Origin of the sequence: Alysiella filiformis (assembly GCF_014054525.1) — a bacterium.
Lineage (GTDB): Bacteria > Pseudomonadota > Gammaproteobacteria > Burkholderiales > Neisseriaceae > Simonsiella > Simonsiella filiformis.
The window spans coordinates 1,902,365-1,923,842 of sequence record NZ_CP059564.1 but is presented as its reverse complement, the minus strand read 5'-3'; the positions used below and the strand labels follow the sequence as shown (position 1 = coordinate 1,923,842).

13 protein-coding genes are annotated in these 21,478 nt (G+C 49.0%); 2 read left to right on the top strand and 11 right to left on the bottom strand.

Annotation, left to right across the window (positions count from 1 at the left end; genetic code table 11):
- Positions 1 to 48 precede the first annotated feature (48 nt).
- The 3 genes from H3L97_RS09455 to H3L97_RS09445 are packed head-to-tail and all read right to left on the bottom strand — an operon-like array spanning position 49 to position 3,674.
- Positions 49 to 1,434 carry an MFS transporter gene (locus H3L97_RS09455; RefSeq protein WP_097114584.1) on the bottom strand — a complete coding sequence of 462 codons (1,386 nt, stop codon included), beginning with the start codon at positions 1,432 to 1,434 and terminating at the stop codon, positions 49 to 51.
- 45 nt (positions 1,435 to 1,479) lie between these two features.
- Positions 1,480 to 2,496 (bottom strand): DUF695 domain-containing protein, encoded by a 1,017-nt coding sequence (locus H3L97_RS09450; RefSeq protein WP_097114583.1) that lies wholly within the window; start codon positions 2,494 to 2,496, stop codon positions 1,480 to 1,482.
- Positions 2,497 to 2,510: 14 nt separating this feature from the next.
- Positions 2,511 to 3,674, bottom strand: coding sequence for a M20 aminoacylase family protein (locus H3L97_RS09445; RefSeq protein WP_097114582.1), 1,164 nt, complete (start codon positions 3,672 to 3,674; stop codon positions 2,511 to 2,513).
- Between the two features lie 160 nt (positions 3,675 to 3,834).
- Between H3L97_RS09445 and purL the strand changes: the two genes are divergently transcribed.
- Positions 3,835 to 7,737, top strand: coding sequence for a phosphoribosylformylglycinamidine synthase (gene purL, locus H3L97_RS09440; protein ID WP_097114581.1), 3,903 nt, complete (start codon positions 3,835 to 3,837; stop codon positions 7,735 to 7,737).
- Positions 7,738 to 8,046: 309 nt separating this feature from the next.
- Here the strand turns inward: purL and H3L97_RS09435 are convergent, their stop codons facing one another.
- The 6 genes from H3L97_RS09435 to hscB form a co-directional block, all read right to left on the bottom strand.
- Positions 8,047 to 9,267, bottom strand: coding sequence for an HlyD family type I secretion periplasmic adaptor subunit (locus H3L97_RS09435; protein ID WP_097114579.1), 1,221 nt, complete (start codon positions 9,265 to 9,267; stop codon positions 8,047 to 8,049).
- A 70-nt stretch (positions 9,268 to 9,337) separates the two neighbouring features.
- The gene (locus tag H3L97_RS09430) at positions 9,338 to 11,473 is read right to left on the bottom strand and encodes a type I secretion system permease/ATPase (protein ID WP_097114578.1); all 2,136 of its coding nucleotides are present in this window, start codon (positions 11,471 to 11,473) and stop codon (positions 9,338 to 9,340) included.
- Between the two features lie 5 nt (positions 11,474 to 11,478).
- Positions 11,479 to 12,798 (bottom strand): TolC family protein, encoded by a 1,320-nt coding sequence (locus H3L97_RS09425; RefSeq protein WP_097114577.1) that lies wholly within the window; start codon positions 12,796 to 12,798, stop codon positions 11,479 to 11,481.
- 93 nt (positions 12,799 to 12,891) lie between these two features.
- On the bottom strand, positions 12,892 to 14,310 hold the full coding sequence (trkA, locus tag H3L97_RS09420) for a Trk system potassium transporter TrkA (RefSeq protein WP_097114576.1): 1,419 nt from the start codon (positions 14,308 to 14,310) through the stop codon (positions 12,892 to 12,894).
- An 82-nt stretch (positions 14,311 to 14,392) separates the two neighbouring features.
- Complete coding sequence (locus tag H3L97_RS09415; protein ID WP_097114575.1) at positions 14,393 to 15,250, bottom strand: DegV family protein; 858 nt, start codon at positions 15,248 to 15,250, stop codon at positions 14,393 to 14,395.
- A gap of 81 nt (positions 15,251 to 15,331) precedes the next feature.
- Complete coding sequence (gene hscB, locus H3L97_RS09410) at positions 15,332 to 15,838, bottom strand: Fe-S protein assembly co-chaperone HscB (RefSeq protein ID WP_097114603.1); 507 nt, start codon at positions 15,836 to 15,838, stop codon at positions 15,332 to 15,334.
- A 108-nt stretch (positions 15,839 to 15,946) separates the two neighbouring features.
- Between hscB and pheA the strand changes: the two genes are divergently transcribed.
- The gene (pheA, locus tag H3L97_RS09405) at positions 15,947 to 17,026 is read left to right on the top strand and encodes a prephenate dehydratase (protein WP_097114574.1); all 1,080 of its coding nucleotides are present in this window, start codon (positions 15,947 to 15,949) and stop codon (positions 17,024 to 17,026) included.
- Positions 17,027 to 17,154: 128 nt separating this feature from the next.
- Here the strand turns inward: pheA and odhB are convergent, their stop codons facing one another.
- Positions 17,155 to 18,372: a 2-oxoglutarate dehydrogenase complex dihydrolipoyllysine-residue succinyltransferase gene (gene odhB, locus H3L97_RS09400; RefSeq protein ID WP_097114573.1), complete on the bottom strand. Its 1,218-nt coding sequence runs from the start codon at positions 18,370 to 18,372 to the stop codon at positions 17,155 to 17,157.
- Positions 18,369 to 21,401 carry a 2-oxoglutarate dehydrogenase E1 component gene (locus H3L97_RS09395; RefSeq protein WP_425321618.1) on the bottom strand — a complete coding sequence of 1,011 codons (3,033 nt, stop codon included), beginning with the start codon at positions 21,399 to 21,401 and terminating at the stop codon, positions 18,369 to 18,371. Before H3L97_RS09395 ends, odhB begins: the two co-directional genes overlap by 4 nt.
- Between the last annotated feature and the right edge of the window lie 77 nt (positions 21,402 to 21,478).

The following is a 21,478-nucleotide window of genomic DNA, read 5'->3' as shown; positions in this document are numbered from 1 at the left end:
GCAATGAAACAGGCTGCCTGAACGGATTTTCAGGCAGCCTTTTGCCATTTATGCTTTTTCTGGCATGACTTTTGGCACAACAAACCACACCGCCAAGGTGGACAACACGCCAAATCCACACATCGTCAAAAATGCCACTTGTGCGCCCGTGTGTAAGCCCGAACCTGTTGATACCAAAGTGAAAATGGTTGTTGCGGTGGCAATGCCAAATGAAGCCCCCAAAGCACTTGCCATTTTGAACACACCTGCGCCCACACCTGCTTTATCCAAAGGCACGTTTACCATCGCGCAATCGGCGGCGGGTGTGGAATAACAACCCAAGCCAAAACCAAACACCGCAAACGCAAATGGCACAAGCACCAAATAAACATCAGGTGGCAACATCGTCAGCGACAACAGCAACACGCCCACAGATGTCATGCTGGTTCCCAACCACATCGGTTTTTTGTAGCCCCATTTTTGCAGCAATTTTTCGCTCACCCGAATCATGACCATCACCAAAGCCACATAACCCAAAGTACGCAAGCCTGCCTGAAAAGCCGTTAAACCATGTGCTTTTTGCAAATAAATGTTATTGACCAACAAAGTGCCAACCATGATGTTCAACAAAAAATTGGACAAACACGCGCCATTGAATCCGCGATTTTGAAACAGGGCAAAATCCAAAAACGCGCCATGTTGTAAGCGTTTTTCGGTGATGAAAAACACCGTTGCCATAACCACAAAACCCAGCAACATGACCCAAGTCATCGGCTCGCCCAAGCCCCAACGAAAACCTTTGGTAATCAACAAATTCAATGCCAATAAACCCAATACGCATGAAAAAAGCCCAATGTAATCGTATTTTTTGGCTGTTTCGTGCGATTGGCTTTCGGGTGTGCCTTTAATCAAAATCATGCCCAAAATGGAAATGGCAATCGAGAGCAAAAAAATGCTTTTCCAACCCCAATACGTTCCCAGCGCACCACCCACAATAGACGATAAACCCGAACCGCCAAACGAACCAATAGACCAAAAACTGAATGCACGTTGGCGTTCTGCTCCATGATAGTAGTTTTTAATCAAAGACATGGTGGCTGGCATAATGCAAGCTGCCGACAAGCCTTGCAAAATCCTGCCTGCGCCAAATGAATACACATCGCGGCTGAAATACAACACCATGCACGCCAAAATATTCAAACCAAAACCCAAATAGGTGAATTTGACGCGCCCAAAACGGTCTGCCAACCCACCCATCAAAATGATGAAGCAGCCTGAAAACAGCGAACCCAAACCAATCACGGCATTGAGCGATGTATCGGGCATAGCCAAATCTTTTTGCAAAGCAGGCACGACCACAAACATGGATTGATAAAAAAGCCAAAATGTCAAAACACCCAGCACCATGCCTGTGAGCAAACGGTTGTTGCCGATGAATTCTGTTTGATTTTGCATGATTTTCCTTTCATTTTTTATTTTCAGGCTGCCTCCCCAAAAAACTCACTGACGATAATGCGCCCAATTTGGGTCGTATTCACAATGTGTTTGGGCGTTCAAATCGGCAAATTGCTGACACAATTTTTCGGCTTGGGCAAACAAAATTTCAGGCGCAGAAGTAGCAGCAAACACCGTCCGCACGCCTTGCGATAAATTCATTACGCTCAATGTTTCAATGCCTTGCTGATTTAAATTGGCATAAGCATTGAATTGGTCTTGCAAATCGTAGGCGGTTTCCACATCATCGCCATTTCGCAACTGACACGATACCGAAACCACCCAAGCCATGTCTGCCCGACCGAGCAAACTGTTTGCCGATTGATTGCGGGTCAAAACCAGAGCATCTTGTTCATGTTCTTCATCTTCTTCAATTTGCGCCACGCCGTATTGCCATTCTTCTTGTGGATAAACACCTGTGCGCCCCAACTCTGCCCACAATGCCGATAATGCTTCAGGCAGCCTGAATAAGGGTTCAAAATCATCGTCTGCCGTTTCCACAAAATCCACCGCACCAATTTTCGCAGCACTGTTGTATTCGCCCAAAATGTGGTCAAGCATGATGAAAGTCATGTTTTGAGCATGGGACAGTTGTTCTTCGGTGAAATCTTGGGTGAAAGCAATTTCTAAAGCAGGCATTTCTTGCCATTCATCAATGTGAAACAGTATATCGGACACATTCAACCGCCAATCGCCGATGCCAATTTCAAATCGTTCCACATTGGGTAAGGCGTGACGGAAGGCTTGCACGGCAAAAGGCAGGTTTTGCGGTTGCGTGTCCACTAAAATTTGCACTTGATGAAAATATTCCGTAATACCTTGTGCGGTAAAGACCAAAGTCGCGCCACTGTCCCAATTGCCAACAAATTCCAAAGTCATTTCGGGCAAAAATTGACGCAACAATTCATTGCCTTGTTCCACAAATTCTTGTCCCGACAAGGTTTTGAGTTGGGCAAAATCATTTTGAAATGCTTGCCAAAATTGTTTGGCGGCGTGTTGTGTTTGGTATAATTGTTGTAACATGATTTTTCCTTTTTTCAACGCAAATAATCTTCCACCAAAGCACACCAATATGCGGCGGCTGGCACGATGATTTCATCATTAAAATCATAATTGGGGTGATGCACCATATTGCCATCGCCATTGCCAATGAAACAGTAGCAGCCATTCGGATTGGCTTCCAGCATAAATGCAAAATCTTCGCTGCCCATCAAGGGTGGACAATTCGTGTGGACTTTATCTGCGCCCACCAAATTTTGTGCGACTTCGGTGGCAAATTGCGTGGCGGCTGTGCCATTCATCACGGCTGGGCAACCGTTGATGTGTTCCACTTTTGCGGTTGCGCCAAAACTTTTTGCTTGAAATTCTGCTACTTCGCCAATGCGTTTGAGCAGCAATTCGCGCACTTCGGGCGACAGGGAACGTACACTCAATTTCATCAAAGCGTAATCGTTGATGACATTGGGCGCGTCTCCTGATTGAATTGCGCCCACCGTAATCACGCCCTGTTGCAAAGCCCCCACATTGCGCGACACGATGGTTTGCAACGCCACCGCAATTTGGCAAGCGATTAAAGTCGCGTCAATCGTGTGTTCGGGCATTGCACCGTGTCCGCCTTTGCCGTGAACGTGAATGTGCAGCGTGTCGCACGATGCCATGAATGCGCCTTCGCGGAAATAAAATTCGCCTGCGGGCAAAGTGGGCATATTGTGCAAACCAAAAATCACATCGCATGGAAATTGTTCAAATAAACCGTCTTGCAACATGACTTTGCCGCCATAGAGCAATTCTTCGGCTGGCTGAAAAATCACGCGCACGGTGCCGTTGAAATTTTTGCTGTGCGCCAAAGCCTGTGCCGCCGCCAACAGGGAAATCGTATGCCCATCGTGTCCGCAACCGTGAAATTTGCCTTTGATTTGGCTTTGCCACGCTTTGCCTGTGGTTTCCACAATGGGCAGCGCGTCCATATCGGCGCGTAAACCGATGGTTTTGTTGCTGTTGCCCACTTTCAGGCTGCCAACCACGCCTGTTTTTGCCAAACCGCGATGCACTTCATAGCCCCATTCTTGCAACAAATTGGCAACCATTTGGCTGGTTTGTTCTTCTTCAAAGCCCAATTCGGGATTTTGGTGGATTTTGTGGCGCAAATCGGTAAAAAAAGCGTGATTTTCGCGCAAAAAGGTTTCGTGTGTGCTGTTCATGGTTTACTCCAAAACTCGGGTTAGAAATGGGGAAACATCTTAATCGCATATTTGGGTTCATTCAATGTCAAAATGCGTGCAGGCAGCCTGAAAATTCACGTTAAGTTAGGTATAATCACGTCAAACCCTTTTTTGCAAACCCATTTTGTGAGTTGAAACCATGTCTGTGATGACCCTGTTGCGCGGTGTGTCTGCGCTGTCGCCCTTTCGCATTGAAAAACTGTTGCAAAAAGCCCAAAAAATCGGGCTGCCTGAAACCCAATTATCCAGTCAATACTGGTATTTTGTTTCATCAGCCGCCCCATTGCACGCTGACACCGTGCAAAAATTGCAAGCCTTGCTGGTTGCCGAATGCGTCGCCAATCCCATTGACAATCAAGACAATTTGTTTTTGATTACCCCGCGCATTGGCACAATTTCGCCTTGGGCAAGCAAAGCCACCGACATCGCCCACAACTGCGGTTTGCAAGAAATTGAACGCATTGAACGCGGCATGGCAGTTATGCTTTCAGGCAGCCTGAACAACGCACAACGCCAAAAATGGGCGGATTTGCTCCACGACCGCATGACCGAATCGGTGTTGTCCGATTTTCAGGCAGCCGAAAAACTGTTTTCACAGCACAATCAGCAAACTTTTGAAACCATTGATGTTTTAAACGGCGGCAAACATGTTTTGGAACAAGCCAATCAAAACATGGGTTTGGCATTGTCGCCCGATGAAATTGATTATCTGATTGAAAATTATCAAAATTTAGACCGTAATCCTACCGATGTGGAATTGATGATGTTCGCGCAAGCCAATTCCGAGCATTGCCGCCACAAAATTTTCAATGCCGACTTTGTGTTAGATGGCGAAAAACAAGAAAAATCGCTGTTCCGCATGATACGCGACACCCACGAAAAATCGCCCAACGGCACCATCGTTGCCTACAAAGACAATTCTTCGGTGATTGAGGGCGCAAACATCGCGCGTTTCTACCCCAATTCGGACAATCAAGTTTATGATTTCACAGATGAAACCACCCACATCATCATGAAAGTGGAAACCCACAACCACCCCACCGCCATCGCCCCATTCGCTGGCGCGGCAACGGGTGCAGGGGGCGAAATCCGCGATGAAGGCGCAACAGGTCGCGGTTCACGCCCCAAAGCAGGTTTGACGGGCTACACGGTTTCCAATTTGCACATTCCTGATTTTAAACAAAAATGGGAAATCCCCTACGGCAAACCACACCACATTGCCTCGCCTTTGGACATCATGATGGACGCGCCCATTGGCGGTGCGGCTTTCAACAATGAATTCGGTCGCCCCAATTTATTGGGCTATTTCCGCACTTTTGAAATGGCGCATTCAGGCAGCGTGCGCGGTTTTCACAAGCCGATTATGATTGCAGGCGGATTGGGCAATATTCAAGCCGAACAAACACATAAACACGAAATTCCCGCAGGCGCATTGTTAATCCAACTGGGCGGCAAGGGCATGCTGATTGGTTTGGGTGGCGGTGCAGCGTCATCGGTGGATACAGGCAGCAACGCGGCAGATTTGGATTTCAACTCCGTGCAACGCGGCAACCCCGAAATTGAACGCCGCGCCCAAGAAGTGATAGACCGTTGCTGGCAACTGGGCGCGGACAAAAATCCGATTATTTCCATACACGATGTGGGCGCAGGCGGTTTGTCCAACGCTTTCCCCGAATTGGTCAATGACGCAGGGCGTGGCGCGGTGTTCAAATTGCGCGATGTGCCTTTGGAAGAACACGGTTTGTCGCCCATGCAAATTTGGTGCAATGAGGCGCAAGAGCGTTACGTTTTGGCGATTTTGCCTGAAAATCTTGAATTGTTTACAAAAATTTGTGAACGTGAACGTTGCCCCTTTGCCGTAGTCGGCACGGCAACCGATGACGGTCATTTGCAGGTGCGCGATGATGTGTTTGGCAACAATCCTGTGGATTTGCCTTTGAATGTGTTGTTGGGCAAACCGCCAAAAACCACACGCACCGACCTTTTCAGGCAGCCTGAAAAACGCGCATTCCAATCACAACAATATGATTTAACAGAAAGTGTTTACCGCGTCATGCGTTTGCCAGCCGTTGCCAGCAAACATTTTCTGATTACCATTGGCGACCGCACCGTAGGCGGCATGACCCACCGCGACCAAATGGTAGGGCGTTACCAAACCCCAATAGCCGATTGCGCGGTAACGCTGATGGGTTTCCAAACCCACAAGGGCGAGGCAATGAGCATGGGCGAAAAACCACAACTCGCCTTATTTGACGCGCCCGCCTCGGGCAGAATGTGCGTGGGCGAGGCAATGACCAACATCGCCGCCGTGAACATTGGCGACATCGGCAACATCAAATTGTCCGCCAACTGGATGGCAGCCTGTGGCGTAGAGGGCGAAGACGCGAATTTGTATCGCACCGTGCAATCTGTTTCCCAATTTTGTCAAACACTTGGCGTGAGCATTCCTGTGGGCAAAGACAGCCTGTCCATGAAAACCGTGTGGCAGGAAAATGGCGAAAACAAAGCCGTTGTTTCGCCTTTGAGTTTGATTGTTTCCGCATTTGCGCCCGTGCAAGACGTTCGCAAAACCGTTACGCCCGATTTAAAACCGATTGAAAACAGCGTGTTATTGCTGATTGATTTGGGCATGGGCAAATCGCGCATGGGCGGTTCGGCATTGAGCCAAGTGTGGAACGATTTGGGCGGCGAAAGCCCCGATATTGACGCAGGCAGCCTGAAAAAATTCTACGATTTAATGCAGATTTTAATCAATGAAAACAAAATCTTGGCATACCACGACCGTTCCGATGGCGGCTTGTTGGCAACGGTGGCGGAAATGGCGTTTGCAGGGCGTTGCGGCATTGTGTTGGATTTGAACGAAGATTTTGCCATGGAAAAACTCGTGAACAATGTGTCGGATTTGGACATTTTGTTCAACGAAGAATTGGGCGAGGTGTTGCAAATTCGCGCGGAAGATTTGCAATACATTCAAGCACTTTTTGAAAATCACGATTTTGCCGAAACCATTTACCAAATCGGTGCGGTTGAATCCAATCACACGCAAATGCGCATTGAAAGCGATGAAAATCACGTTTTTGATTTGCTGGATTTGCAAAAAGCGTGGCAGGAAACGTCTTACCAAATCCAAAAATTGCGCGACAATCCAGCGTGTGCCGACAGCGAATTTGCCTTGATTGGCGATGAAAAAGCGCGTTTGTTTGCCAATTTACCCTTTGATTTGAAAGAAGACATTGCCGCGCCCTACATTTCAGGCAGCCTGAAACCGAAAATCGCCATTTTGCGCGAACAGGGCGTGAACGGTCATTTGGAAATGGCGGCGGCGTTCCACCGCGCAGGTTTCCAAGCGATTGATGTGCATATGTCTGATTTAATGGCAAATCGCGTGAAATTGTCCGATATGCAAATGTTGGCAGCCTGTGGCGGATTCAGCTATGGCGATGTGTTGGGCGCAGGCGAAGGTTGGGCGAAATCCATTTTGTTCCACCCCAAATTGCGCGATGAATTTGCCGAATTTTTCAACAATCCCAATACCTTAACTTTGGGCGTGTGCAACGGTTGCCAAATGGTCAGCAACTTGGCGGAAATCATTCCCAACGCGCAAAATTGGGCAAAATTCAAGCGCAATCAATCGGAACAATTTGAGGCGCGTTTGAGCATGGTACAAGTGCCTGATTCACCATCGTTAATTTTGCGTGAAATGCGTGGTGCGCTGTTGCCTGTGGTCGTGAGTCATGGCGAGGGGCGTGCAGATTTTGGGCATTTAAATTCAAATGGTGCTGTACCAAATGATGTGAACATCGCCCTGCAATATGTGGACGGCTGGGGTCAAGTTACGCAAGAATATCCTTTAAATCCAAATGGTTCGCCCAATGGCATTGCTGGAATTACGACAACGGACGGTCGCGTTACGATTATGATGCCGCACCCCGAACGCGTGTTCCGCACCGCCCAGATGAGTTGGTGTCCCGATGAGTGGCGCGAGCATGAGTTGAGCGCGTGGTATCGCTTGTTTGCAGGGGCGCGTAAGGCTTTGGCTTGATGAAACAGGCAGCCTGAAACCTTTGCAAAACCTACTTTTAAACTGATGTAGAGGCGGATTTTATATCCGCCTCTTTTCAATTTATGTAAAAATAGGACGAGTGTAGGGTGCAACTTGTTGCACCATTTTCCTGATAAAACATGGATTTGGTGCAACAAGTTGCACCCTACATAGCGTCCCAAAAATAAAAATTTCTGCAAGTCTAAACAGGGCAAATATGAAATCTGCCCTTGCAAAACCCATTTTTAAAACCGATGCAGGGGCAGATTTCATGTCTGCCCCTGCATTTTTTTGTGCCCATCGCTCAATTTATCGCTCACGCAAAGCCTGTTTCAAGCGCGTAATGGGTTTAACCAGATAATCAAACACGGTTTTTTCGCCCGTTTTCACATCAACCGTTGCCACCATACCAGGGATGATTTCCATGGGCTTGCCGTTTTTATCGGTAATGGCGTTGCCGTCTGTTTCCACCAAAATGCGGTAATATTGTTGATTTTGGTCAAGTTTGAGCTCATCGGCGCGTTTTTGGTTGCTCAATGTGTCGGGTGAAATCAGGGTAACTTTGCCGTTTAAGCCGCCATAAATCGCATAATCGTAGGCACTGATTTTGACCACCGCATCCAAACCAGGTCGCATAAATGCCACGTCTTGCGGACGAATATAGGCTTCTACCAGCAATTTGTCGCCCAAAGGCACGATTTCCAAAATGTCTTGCCCTGCCTGAACCACGCCACCCACGGTGTTGATTTGAATGTTTTTGACCACACCGCGCAAAGGCGCACGGATTTCGCTGCGTTCCACAGGGTCGGCACGCATTGCCATGTTTTCACGCGCTTGGGCGAGTTCGGCTTCAATTTTGACCAGTTCGTTATTGGCTTCGGCGGCGTATTGGTTTTGTTTGTCGCTGATTTGTAAAGATAAATTGGCTGATTCGCGTTTCATGCGCAACAATTCCACTTCGCTCATCACGCCTTGTGCCACCATGGGCGAAGTGATGGCGATTTCTTGGTCAAGATTGCGTTTGCTTTCGCGCAAACCCGCCACGGAATCGGTTACGGCACGTTTTCGCGCTTGATAGGCGGCGGATTCGCGTTGGCGCAATTCGTTGGGAATGTGGGCGGGAAATTGCAGGCTGCCGCCATAGGCTTCGGCACGCAAACGGGCTATCATCGCTTCCAAATTGACCACTTTTGCCATGCTTTCGCGCAAAATCGCGGAGCTGCGCGTGTCGTCCAATTTGAGCAGAATTTGGTCTTTTTCCACCACATCGCCTTCTTTGACTTTCATTTCGGCTATGGTGCCAGGGTCTAGGCTTTGGACAATTTGCTCGCGGCTGCTGGGTATGACGCTGCCTTGTCCGCGTGTTACTTCTTCCACCGTGCTGTGGTATGCCCACGCCACAAAAGCAATCAGCAGCAGCAACAAGACCACCACCACGGCAAACAAACCGCGATGTTTTTCGGTTTGCAAGGCGGCGTTGAGGTCGTTGATTAAATGCAAATCGGATTGGGAGATTTTTTCTTTTGCCATAATGGTCTTTCGTATTGTTTCAGGCAGCTTATTTCAAATTTTTGCAGGATAGCGAAAGGCTGCCTGAAAATCATCTCGCTTGCGCTTTTTCGTTTTCAACAAGTTGGCGCAACACTTCATCGCGTTTGCCGTCCATGCCGATGGTGCCGTTTTCCATGATGATGATTCTGTCCACCATATTCAGCACTTGGGGGCGATGTGTTACCACAATCAGGGTTTTATCACGCGCCCACGCACCCAATGATTTCAATGCCAACATTTCGGTGCTGGGGTCTAGGCTGGCGGTGGGTTCGTCCAGCAGCACCACGCGCGGTTGTTTGAGTGTGAGTCGCGCCAAAGCGATGATTTGCTTTTGTCCACCCGATAAGCCCAAGCCGTCTTCGCCAAGTGGCATATCCAATCCTTTGGGGTGATTTTGTATGATTTTATCCAAACCAAAACGCGCCAAAGCATTGAGCAAATCTTGGTCGCTGGACGAGTAGCCATCGGTACGCGCCAAATCCATGTTTTCGCGTAAAGTTCCCAAAAACAAACGTGGCGATTGGTTGAGCAGCACAACTTGGTTACGCAAAAAATTCGGGTCAAGCTGGCGCAAATCCACATTGTCCAAAGTAACATTGCCTTGCTGCGGTTCGTATAAACCTGCTGCCAATTTGAGCAGGGTGGATTTGCCACTGCCTATGCTGCCCAAAATGGCGACTTTTTCGCCTGCCTGAATGCGTAAATTCACACCGCGTACTGCCACAGGGCTGTCTTTTTGATAGGTAAACGCGCTGTTGTTGAATTGCAGGCTGCCTGAAACATTGTCCAGCGTGATGTATTGGCGGTCGGGCATGCGTTCAATGGGGCGTTCCACGATTTTGTTGATGCCGTCCAGCGCGTGTTTGGCAGACTGATAGCGCGTTGCCAAACCTGCCACTTGACCCAAAGGCGCAAGCGCGCGCCCCGACAAAATCACCGATGCGATGAGTGCGCCCATGGTGATTTGGTCGCTGGGATTGGTGCTGTGGATTAAAAACGTGCCAACCACCACCAAGCCAACCGTGTTCAACTGCTGCATTGCCACCGCAAAATTGACGATAAAATTGCTGGTGTCTTTCACTTTAATGGACGCGGCGGCGGTTTCGGCGGTGTAAAAATCCCATTTTTGTTGCGCCCAGTTGGTTGCATTATTGACTTTGAGCGTTTCAATGCCTTCAATCGCTTCCACCGCCAAGCCTTGTCGTTGCGAGCTTTCTTTCATGGATTGGTTGATGTAGCGCGACAAGGGGCGTTGCGCCACCAAGCTGACCACCACCACAATCGCAATCACGGTTAAAGGCACAAACGCCAATTTGCCGCCCAACATGGCAATCACACCCACAAACAACAGCAAAAATGGCAAATCCACCAAAGCCAACAGGCTGGCACTGGTCATGAATTCGCGTACTGCTTCAAAATCACGCAAATTGTTGGCGTATGAACCTGCCGATGTGGGCTTTTCAGCCAGCCTTAACGCCATCACGCGGCGAAACAATGCCGAACTGATGATTAAATCGGCTTTTTTGCCCGCAATATCGGTTAAATGTCCGCGTATCAATTTGGTTATCAACTCAAACACCACCGCAATCACCACGCCTATGCTCAAAGCCGCCAAGGTTTCATAGGTTTTGTTGGGAATCACGCGGTCATACACCTGCATCACATACAAAGAGCTGACCAATGCCAAAAAATTGATGATGATGGTTGCCAAAATCACTTGCACATAATAGCGGCGAAATCGCCCAATCACTTTCCAAAACCACGCTTTGGGCAAGGTGTATTCAGGCAGGTCGCTGCGTCCATCGGCGGCGATTTTGGGTTTGATGAACCAGCAATAGCCCAAATACAGTTCGCTCAAATCGGCATGGCTGATTTCCTGCACCACATTGCCCGATTGGCGTAATTGGTAAACGCGATTGCGTCCTGCGCCTTTGATTTGCGTAATCACAGCAGCCTGCTCATCGCGCAAAATCGCCACCACAGGCACGGCAAGGGTGGGAATGTCCAACAAATCGCGTTTGGATAAACTGTTTTCAAAACCGTGGCTTGCCAGCACTTCCGACAGCGATGCGTAATTGACGCTCAAATTTTTGTCGCGCAACACTTGGGCAGACAAGGCGGCTTCGGCAATGGGGTGTCCGTAATGCTGTGTGGCAATGGACAGATGTTCAATAATGGATTTCATGTTTTTCAATCATTTGAAGGGTTTTCAGGCTGCGTTTCCGTTTGAGTGGGGGGCTGTGAAGGGCTGCCTGAACCCGATTCATCAACATTGACCACGCCCGCCCATTTGCCAATGGCGGCTTGCGAATTAAGATAAGCCAAAGCCGCATCGCGGTAATCATTGCGTGCTGCCACCACGGTGTTTTCAATGTTCCACAATTCTGCGTAAGCGTCCAGCACATCAATCAGGGTGCGGCGTGCAATTTTGAATTGCAATTCATAGGCTTTGATGACCTTTTTTTGTGCCGCAATTTGCTGTTCGCCAATTTCCACCCGTTTTAAACTTTGCAACATATCCACTTGTGCACTGCGGGCGCGTTCGGCAACATCGCGTTGAATTTGCTCCATTTTCGCATCGGCAACAATCATGCTTTCTGCCGTGCGCGACACTTGATAACCGCGTGCGCGATTGTAAATGTCCCATTCCAAATTCACATACACTTCTTTGTTGTCGCGGTTGACATTGGCGATTAAATTGATGTCGGGATAGCGATTGGCTTTTGCCACGTCCAATTCGGCTTCTACGCTTTGGCGTTCGGCTTGTTGGGCTTGGTAGCTGGGCTGTTGTCGCGCATCTGCCATTTGAAAACGCGCCACCAAATTGTCGGGATTGTCGGCTTCAAATGGGTTTTGCAGCAATTCGGGGGCAAGGCGGCTGCCTGTGTATTTGCCCAATTTGCTCAAATTCAATTCCAAAGAGCGCGTTTGTTCCGCCAAATACGCATCAACGCGCAAACGCCGTGCCATGGCTTGTTCCAGCTCCGACATTCGCCCTTTGTCAAATTTGGTGATGATGGTCAAATCGTTGATGATTTGATTGTGGCGTTCCAAATTGTGTTGGGCTGCCTGAATGGATTCTTTGGCGCGTAATGCCCCCAAATACAGTGTGGCAATGGTGTTGCTCACATCTTCTTGGGTTTCGGTTACTTTGTGTTGAAAATAATCGTGTTTGTGTTCGGCTTGGCGGATTTGCGCTTCTTTGCCGCCCCATGAATACAAATTCAATTTGCCTTGCAACCCTGGATTGAAACTGCTGCGGCGATTGCCATCGTAGCGGTGATTTTGCGCCAAAGTTTGTGCGCCTGTTACCGTAACGGTGGGATAGTGTGCCGATTGGGCAATTTTGATGTCGGCAGCCGCCACACGTTGATTGGCTTGTGCTTCCAATATGGCGGGGTCGGCAAACAGGTTGTTTTTTAAAATGTCTTGCAAACTGGTGGCTTGGGCATGGGGTATGCCCCAAGCCAGTAAGCACATCGCCCACAATAAGGGTTGTCGTAGCAGCATGATGGTTGTTTTTTGTCATTGTGTTTGAAAAATGGCTTTTCAGGCAGCCTGCAAAATTGTGTAGGACAATGAAAGGCAGCCTGAACGTGTATTTTAACCGAAAAAACCCATTTTTACCTGAATCAATTTCTCCAATTCACGCAACACGCGGCGGCGTGCCACAAAGAAAATCAAATGGTCGCCATCTGCCAATTCCACTTCGTGATTGCGCCCCATGACCACTTCATCGCCACGCACAATGGCGGCAATGTGGCAACCTTTGGGGAAATCCACTTCGCTCACGCGCCGCCCCACCAGTGATGAAGTGCGCTTGTCGCCATGCACCACCACTTCAATCGCTTCTGCCGCGCCGCGCCGCAGGGGATACACCGCCGCCACATCGCCGCGTCTGACGTGTGCCAACACGCTGCCAATCGTGATTTGGTGTGGCGAAACGATGATGTCAATCTGATTGCCCGTGAGCAAATCCACATAGCGCGAACGGTTGATGATGCTAATCACGCGCTTTGCCCCCAAGTTTTTTGCCAACAATGCCGACATGATGTTGTTTTCATCGTCATTGGTTAGGGCGCAAAACACGTCTATTTCGTCTATGTATTCACGCGCGAGCAAATTTTCATCGCTGGCTGAACCTTGTAGCACCAAGGCGTTGTCCAAATTTTCAGCCAGCCATTCGGCGCGGGTGGCATTGCTTTCTATGATTTTGATGTTAAATTGATTTTCCAAACGTTTGGCGAGACGATAACCGATGTTGCCACCGCCTGCTATCATCACGCGGCGGTTGCGGCTGTCGTAGCGGAACATCACATTCATCACGGCTTGCATGTGTTCGCTTGCCAGCACAAAGCAGATTTCATCGCCTTCCACAATCACGGTATTGGGCTGGGGGACGATTAAATGATTGTTGCGATAAATGGCGCAAATTTGACAATCGGTGTGTTCAGGCAGCGTTTCGTTGATTTCTATGATGGATTTGCCTGCCACCATATCGCCGTGTTTGGCTTGCGCCACCACCATTTTGACTTGTTCGTGGGCAAAAGGCAGCACTTGCAAAGCCCGAACGTAACTCAACAAACCCACCAAATGTTCGGTAACCAACTGTTCGGGGTGTATGGAATCGGTAACATCAAAAGCATGAAGGCTGTCTGAAAGGTGGGTTTCTTCATCGTCTGATTTGTGTTGTTCGCCATATTCCAAATACGCGCTGGCACGCACCCGCGCAATGCGATTGGGAATGTTGAACAAAGACGCTGCCAGTTTACACGCCACCAAATTGGTTTCATCGCTGCGGGTTAGGGCGAGCAGCATGTCGGTGTCGTTGGCACCTGCTTGCTCCAAAAGCAGGGGCGAGGCACCGTTGCCCACCAGCGTTTGCACATCAAGTTGGCTGCCGATGTTGCGTAGGGCATTTTCATCGGTGTCAATAATGGTAACGTCATTATTGGGCATATTGGCAAGCTCTTGGGCGATGGTTGAGCCAACTTGTCCGCTACCCAAAATCAAAATTTTCATATTTTAAAATCCGTTTTTCAGGCTGCCTGAAAACAAAATCAGGCAGAATAAATCCCTTATTCTGCCTTCAAAATGGTGCAAATCACAAAGGCACAATGCCCACACCAAAAGAGTAAGGTCCAACGTGTGATGCAATGGCGGGTGTAATGGGGTAGGCGGGCAAATTGCGTAAACCGTTTTGCTCCGACAACATGATTTGCATTTCACGGTGCAATTCCGCGCTGCCTGCATACAGGGTAAACACGCTGTATTTGCCTGTGGAAGTCAGCTCCTTCACACGATGGCACAAGGCTTGCATGGCGCGGCTGGTGGTAAACACACGTTCTGCCACCACGGCAGTGCCATCTTTTTCTACCCGAATTAAAGGCTTGATGCGCAACACATTTGCCAAAAACTGCGATGCCGAAGACAAACGCCCATTTTTGACCAAATAAGTCAAATCATCTACACCAAAAAACACATAGCTGTTGTTGCGTACCACTTCCAAGCGGGTTAAAACTTTTTTCACGTCCCAGCCTTGTGCCAACAGGCGTTCGGCTTCCAAAGCCAGCCAGCCTTCGGTAAAGGTGCCTGATTTGCTGTCAAAGGGGTGGATTTTGATTTTGTCTTTGAGCAGGGGAATGCAATCCAGCACGTTTTGATAGCTTTTACTCAATTTGGACGAAATGGCAATGAAAATGACTTCTTCATAGCCTTGGTCTGCCAAATTCAAGAAAAATTTGGTGATTTCCAAACGATTGGGTGGCGAAGTTTTGGGTAACAGCAATTCGTTTTCTTTAACCCAGCGCACAAATTGTTCATTGCTAAAACGTTTGGGGTCATCGGAATAAGTTACGCCGCCCAAAATCAATTTTAAACGCAACAGCGCAATATTGTGTGGGTGGGGATAATAATCCAAGCCCGATGTGGACATGGCGGCTACGGCAACTTTTCTGCTCATTTTTTTAGTCCATGATAAAAATTGGAAATTTTATGTGAAATTTTACAACTTTTTGGCGTTATCTGCCACCAGCAGCCAAATTTATTCGGGCAAGGCTGCCTGAATTTCTTGTTGCAGCTTATCCAAAAAACGCCCTTGACGCACCAGTTGGGCGGCGGTGTCGTGTTGTTGCGCGGCAAAGCTGGTGGAAAGTTTTTCATACAAATCAGCTTGTTCTTGGGCAATTTCGTTTTTCAGACTGGTTAAGGTGGCGGTGTCGTTTTCCATGCGCGCATCGCCCAAGGTTTCGCGCCATTGCATTTGTTGCATCAGAAAATCGGCGGCAAATTGGGTGTGTTCGGGCGCATCGGCGTGAATGCCGTGTTGTGCCAGCAGGGTGGCAGCGCGATTGATGGGGTGGCTTAATTGGCGATACGCTTCGTTAATCGTGGCAGACATCATCACGGCTTGTTTTTGCTCAAATGTGGATTGGGCGGCAAATTTGTCGGGGTGGAATTGGGCTGCCAACTGGCGGTAACGTTGTGTTAAATCATCGGCATCTAAATCAAATTGCGTGGGCAAGCCCAATAATTGAAATGGGTTAGACATCATCTGTGGCTCCATTTTCAGGCTGCCTGAAACGGAAAAGCTGCCTGAAAAATCAAGTTTTGTTAAAATACGCGCCATTTTAACACGCTTTGTTTACAGGAACACACCATGGCAGACGACAGCCAACTTCTCCCACACCGCAACGCCATTGACGCGATTGACCAACAAATCTTGCAACTGATGAACCAACGCGCCCAACACGCCCGCGCCATTGGCGAACTCAAAGGCACAGGCGTGGTGTATCGCCCCGAACGCGAAGCGCAAGTTTTGCAACGCATCAAACAAATCAACACAGGACCTTTGCCCGATGAGAGCGTGGCACGGTTGTTCCGCGAAATCATGAGCGAATGTTTGGCGGTGGAACGCCCATTGACCATTGCCTATTTGGGGCCACAAGGCACGTTTACCCAACTGGCAGCCATGAAACATTTTGGACACGCCGCCCACACCGTAGCTTGCCCCACCGTTGATGAAAGCATGCGTTTGGTGGAGGCGCGTCAGGCAGATTATGTGGTTGCCCCCATTGAAAATTCCACCGAAGGTTCAGTAGGTCGCACCTTGGATTTGCTGGTCAATACCCCCTTAAAAGTGTGTGGCGAAGTGGTGTTGCGTATTCATCATCATCTGCTTTGCCAGCACAACCACATGAACGATTTGCAAGTGGTGTATGCTCATGCACAGGCTTTGGCGCAATGTCAGCGTTGGCTGGCAAAAAACCTGCCTGAAAACGTACGTTGCGTGGCAGTATCCAGCAATGGCGAAGCCGCACGTTTGGCAAGCGAGCAGTCCCACGCCGCCGCAATAGCCAGCCAAGCCGCCGCCGAAATTTACCAATTACACAAATTGGCAAGCAACATTGAAGACGAACCCAACAACACCACCCGCTTTTTGGTGTTGGGCTACCAAGACACCACCCCAAGCGGCACGGGCGACAAAACATCGCTCATCGTCAGCGCACCCAATCGCGCAGGCACATTGCACCGCCTCATCGCACCGTTTACCCAAGCAGGCATATCCCTAACCAAATTTGAAAGCCGCCCCAGCCACACAGGTTTGTGGGAATACGTTTTCTTCATTGACATAGAAGGACATCATTTGGACGCCAACATTCAGGCAGCCCTAAACGAATTGCGCGATGTAACAGGTTTTGTCAAAGTGGTGGGTTCATATCCCATGGCAGTGATTTAATGATTGCCTTATGGGCGTAAACGTGGCGTATCGCCGCCACACCCACTCTTGAAATACCGCACAAAAACAAGCTGCCTGAAAACCCAATTAAGCGTTTTCAGGCAGCTTTTGATTTGCATTAAATCAAATTACAAATCCAACAACAAGCGAGCAGGGTCTTCCAGCAACTCTTTAATCGTTACCAAAGTCAGCACCGCTTCACGACCGTCAATAATGCGGTGGTCGTAAGACAACGCCAAATACATCATCGGACGCACCACGATTTCGCCATTTTCAACCACAGCACGGTCTTTGGTGGCGTGCATGCCCAAAATCGCAGATTGTGGCGGATTGATAATTGGCGTGGACATCATAGAACCAAACGTACCGCCATTGGTAATGGAGAACGTACCGCCAGTCAAATCTTCAATGGCGATTTTGCCGTCTTTCGCTTTAACCGCATAATCCATGATGGCGCGTTCAATATCGGCAATGCTCATTTGGTCGGCATTACGCAAAATGGGTACCACCAAACCGCGTGGGCTGCCCACCGCAATACCAATGTCAAAATAGCCATGGTAAACAATGTCGTTGCCGTCCACAGACGCATTCACAACAGGGAATTTTTTCAATGCGGCTACCGCAGCCTTAACAAAGAAAGACATAAAGCCCAATTTCACGCCATGTTCTTTTTCAAACTTGTCTTTGTATTTGGCGCGTAAATCCATTACGGGTTTCATGTTCACTTCGTTGAACGTGGTCAAAATCGCATTTTCAGCTTGCGATGCCAACAAACGTTCAGCCACACGCGCACGCAAACGGCTCATGGGAACACGTTGTTCGGTGCGTTCGCCCACAGGCAATGCCACCGCAGGCGCAGCCGCTTTGGGCGCAGACGCTTGTGCCGCAGGTTGGGCAGCTTGCACATCTTCTTTCAGCACACGACCATCACGACCAGAACCTTGAATGCTGTTCACATCAACGCCTTTTTCAGCAGCCAATTTTGCCGCAGCAGGCATGGCAACACCTGCTTGGGCATTGGAAACAGGCGCAGCTTCCACCGCAGGTGTGGCAGCCTGAACCGCAGGCGCAGTTGCCGCAGCAGGTGCAGCCGTTGCACCCGCTTGGGCTTCGGTGTCAATTTTCGCCAACAATTGTTGGGTGGTAACGGTTTCGCCATCTTGAACAATGATTTCCACCAAAACACCCGCTTGTGGCGCAGGCACTTCCAGCACCACTTTATCGGTTTCAATGTCCACCAAAACCTCATCGCGGGCTACGGTTTCGCCCACTTTTTTGTGCCAAGACAACAAAGTGCCTTCGCTGATGCTTTCCGCAAATACGGGTACATTTACTTCTACAATCATGTTGTTACCTTCCATACATGGTTTACATTGCTGTTAGAAAAACTGTGTTCGTTTGAGTCATCGCTTGCATTGCCAAATGGATTTTCAGGCTGCTGCGATACGGTTTCCACCATATCCAACAAAGTGTGTTGTGGCATTGGGGCAATCGTTTCAACTTGTTGGGCTGCCTGAATCACGATTTGGCTCAAATCCAAAGCATCTTCAACCAACTGTTTCAGTTGGGCATTGTGTTTGCTGGCGTAGCCCACCGCAGGCGATGCGCTGGCAGGACGACCTGCATACAACACTTTTTGGCTGCCTGTTGCCAAGCGTTCCAAACGATGACGGGTTTGATACCATGCGCCTTGGTTTTTGGGTTCTTCTTGTGCCCACACAATTTCTTGTGCATTGGGGTATTTTGCCAATTCCGCTTGCGCTTCGGCATAGGGGAAAGGATACAACTGCTCAACGCGCACAATAGCCACATCATTTTCCAAGCCACGTTCTTCACGACCTTTGGCAATGTCGTAATACACTTGACCTGCACACAAAATCACGCGTTTCACGCTGCCATTGTCGGCGCGTTGAACGGTATCGCCAATCACGGGGCGGAATGTGGTGCCTTCCAAGAAATCGCTCAATGGGCTGGTTGAATCTTTAAAGCGCAACAAGCGTTTGGACATGAAAATCACAAGCGGTTTGCGGTATGAACGCAAAGTTTGGCGGCGCAAAATGTGGAACATTTGCGAGGCTTCCGAAGGCATGATGATTTGCATATTGTGTTCAGAACACAGTTGCAACCAGCGTTCCAAACGCGCAGATGAATGCTCTGGACCCTGACCATCATAGCCATGTGGCAAAATGGTGGTTAAGCCACACAAGCGTCCCCATTTGGTTTCGCCAGATGACAAGAATTGGTCAATCACCACTTGTGCGCCATTGGCAAAGTCGCCAAATTGGGCTTCCCAAATCGTCAATTTATCGGGGGCGGAGCAGGCGTAGCCATATTCGTAAGCCATGACCGCTTCTTCATTCAAAATGGAGTCAATCACGGTAAATTCGGCTTGGTTCTCTGCCATGTGTTGCAAAGGAATGTAAATGCCTGTTTCATGGCTTTGGCGATTGGTGTCGTGCAACACGGCATGGCGGTGCGAGAATGTGCCGCGACCTGAATCTTCGCCAGAAATGCGTACACCTGTGCCGCTTGTTACCATGCTGGCATATGCCAATGTTTCTGCCATGCCCCAGTCAAAGTTTTGTGTGCCTGCTGCCATTTCTTTGCGTTGTTGAATCACGCGCTTGGCGGTGTTGTGCAAGCCAAAACCTTCGGGGGCGTAAGTGAATTTTTCAGCCAATCGTGCAATGTCGTCTGCTGACAAGCCGCTTTCCACTTGTTCGCGCCAATCTTGACCTTGGTATTTTGACCAATCCACACGGTGTTTGCTTTCGTAGTTGGTCAAGCGGGTTTGTTCAACGTGTTCGCCTTTGTCCAAAGCATCGCGGTATTCTTGAACGTAGCCGTCTGCTTGTTCGGCGGTTACCACGCCTTGTTGAATCAATTTGTCGGCATACAGGGCGCGTGTGCCTTTGTGTTGGGCAATGGCGCGATACATCATGGGTTGGGTTAAGGTGGGGTCATCGCCTTCGTTGTGTCCCAATTTGCGGAAGCACACCAAGTCAATGACCACGTCTTTTTGGAATTGTTTGCGGTAATCCAAAGCTGCCTGAACCACATAGCACACGGCTTCGGGGTCATCGCCATTCACATGGAAAATGGGTGCGTCCACCATTTTGGCGATGTCGCTGCAATATACGGTAGAGCGTGTGTCGCGGGTGTCGGAAGTGGTGAAACCGATTTGGTTGTTAATCACGATGTGCACCGTGCCGCCAGTGGTGTAGCCACGGGTGCGCGACATATTGAAATTGCCTTGGTTTACGCCCAAGCCAATGAATGCGCTGTCGCCATGAATCAATACAGGCAGTACTTGGGCGCGACCGTTTTCGCCACGGCGACCTTGTTTGGCGCGAACTGAACCTTCTACCACGGGGTTCACGATTTCCAAATGCGATGGGTTGAACGCCAAAGTAACGTGCATTGCGCCATTTGGTGTGGCAATATCGGAGCTGAAACCGTTGTGGTATTTCACATCGCCGCTTGGGAATTTGATTTCGGCACGACCTTCAAATTCGGCAAACAAATCGGCAGGTTTTTTGCCCAAAGTATTGACCAAAACGTTCAAACGACCACGGTGTGCCATGCCAATCACGACTTCTTCTACACCGTCTTTGCCTGCGTTTTGGATTAAGTAATTTAAGCCAGCAATGGCACTTTCGCCACCTTCAACCGAAAAGCGTTTTTGACCCACATATTTGGTGTGCAAATAGCGTTCCAAAGTTTCGGCTGCGGTAACTTGTTTTAAAATATAGCGTTTTTGTTCGGCAGAATAATTGGGCGTGGACAAATCGCGTTCAAAGCGGTTGCGAATCCACAAGCGTTCTTCGCGGTTGCCAATGTGCATGTATTCCACGCCAATGTGTTCGCAATAGGTTTTTTGTAATTTGTTGATGATTTCAGCCAGCGTCAATTTTTCTGCGCTTGAATCCAAGGCAAAATCGCCCATGCCCACGCCAAATTGGGTGTTCATGTCGGCGGCGGTTAAGCCGTGTTCTTCGGGCGACAAGCCTTCGGGATTGCGGCTTTGTTTCAAACCCAAGGGGTCAATTTTGGCTGCGCCTGCACCTTGAATGCGGTAGGCGGAAATCAAACGCAATACGGCAATTTGTTTTTGCAACAAGGCTTCATCAATGCTGCCTGAAACGGCTGTGGCAACAGGGCGTTGTTTTGCCAACTGGGCAAAGGCTTCTTGTACGGGATAATGTGCCACATCGCGTTCTACAAAGCTGGGCTGCGCCGCCAGTTCGGCAAAAAAATCTTGCCAATAGGGTTCTACTGATTCGGGTGCGTGTAAAAAATTTTCATACAGTTCTTCAATGTAGGGCGCATTTGAGCCAAACAAATAAGAAAAATTGAGTTTTTCGTCCATAGCCATGCCTTTATTGGATTAAATAAGTTAATGGAATGTGCTTTTGCTGACATAAGCAAAGGTATTTTACTCTTTCTTGTAAT